The organism is Streptomyces herbicida, assembly GCF_032656585.1.
Classification (GTDB): domain Bacteria; phylum Actinomycetota; class Actinomycetes; order Streptomycetales; family Streptomycetaceae; genus Streptomyces; species Streptomyces herbicida.
In genome coordinates, this window is the sequence record NZ_JAUYWJ010000093.1 from 1 (window position 1) to 1,153 (window position 1,153).

Sequence of the window (1,153 nt, forward strand, 5' to 3'; positions counted from 1 at the left end):
TTGGCCCGGTTCTTCGATCCCTTGGCCTTGCGGGACAGCTCCCGCTGAAGGCGCTTGAGTTTCTTCTCGGCCCGGCGTAGGAAGCGGGGGCTGACGATCTTGCTGCCGTCGGACAGGACGGCGAATGCGGACAGGCCGAGGTCGATACCGCACTCCGCTTCCACCCCTGGGAGGGTGTCCGGCTCGGTGTCCACGACGAAGCTGAGGAAGTACCGGCCGCAACTGTCCTTGGTGACGGTCAGGGACGTGGGTGCGGCCGGAAGCCTGCGGGACCACGTGACCTTGAGGTTGCCGACTTTGGCCACGTACACCGTGCCGTCGTCCTGGAGGCAGAAGGCGTTGGTGTTGAGGCGGATCGACTGGCGGGTGTCCTTCTTCGACTTGTAGCGGGGAGGGCCGGCCTTGCGGCCCTGCCGCTTGCCCTTGATCGAGTCGAAGAAGTTCTTGTAGGCGGTGTCCAGGTCCCGCAGAGACTGTTGCAGGACGACCGCTGACACGTCGGCGAGCCAGGCGCGTTCCCCGGTGCGCTTGGCCTGGGTGATCCGAAGCCGGGACAGCTCTGCCGATTTCACGTACGGCAGCCCTGCAGCGTGGGCTTCTTTGCGGTCGCGCAGGCAGTCGTTCCACACCACGCGGGCACAGCCGAACGCACTGGCCAGCGCGCGGCGCTGGGAGGCGTCCGGGTAGGCCCGGTAGTTGTAGCGGAGCTGCACACCCAAGATCCTACTGCGATTGGTCTCATGGACGGGCTGGACGATTACAGGCGTGGAAGGCATGTTGTTTCGGCGATGCATGTGCACTTGGAGTTCAACGGCGAACGCGATCGCGTCCACCTCCTGGTGCACTACCCGCCCAAGGTCGCCGTGTCGAAGCTGGTCAACAGCCTCAAGGGTGTATCCGCCGGCCGGATACGGCAGGAGTTCACCGGCCGGATCAACCGTGCCATCATGCACGGGCACCTGTGGTCGCCCTCGTATTTCTCCGCATCGTGCGGCGGAGCACCCCTAACAATCGTCCGCCAGTACATCGAGCAGCAAAAACGTCCGCTCCAACGAGCACGGGCCCTGACCCTGGAGTTTGGACACCGGAGAGACTTGGATCTTGATGGTCCAGGAGAACGGAGTCCCTGTGGGGATGAAGCATTACCCCGCCG

Annotated in this window: 1 protein-coding gene and 1 pseudogene; one reads left to right on the top strand and one right to left on the bottom strand. The window is 64.4% G+C overall.

Annotated features, from left to right (window positions below):
• Positions 1-713, bottom strand: a 713-nt coding sequence (locus Q8A52_RS48860) for an RNA-guided endonuclease InsQ/TnpB family protein (protein ID WP_316765157.1), incomplete at its 3' end; no start/stop codon positions are given.
• 27 nt (positions 714-740) lie between these two features.
• Between Q8A52_RS48860 and tnpA the strand changes: the two are divergent.
• Positions 741-1,046, top strand: a pseudogene (tnpA, locus tag Q8A52_RS48865) (IS200/IS605 family transposase); the annotation flags it as partial.
• Between the last annotated feature and the right edge of the window lie 107 nt (positions 1,047-1,153).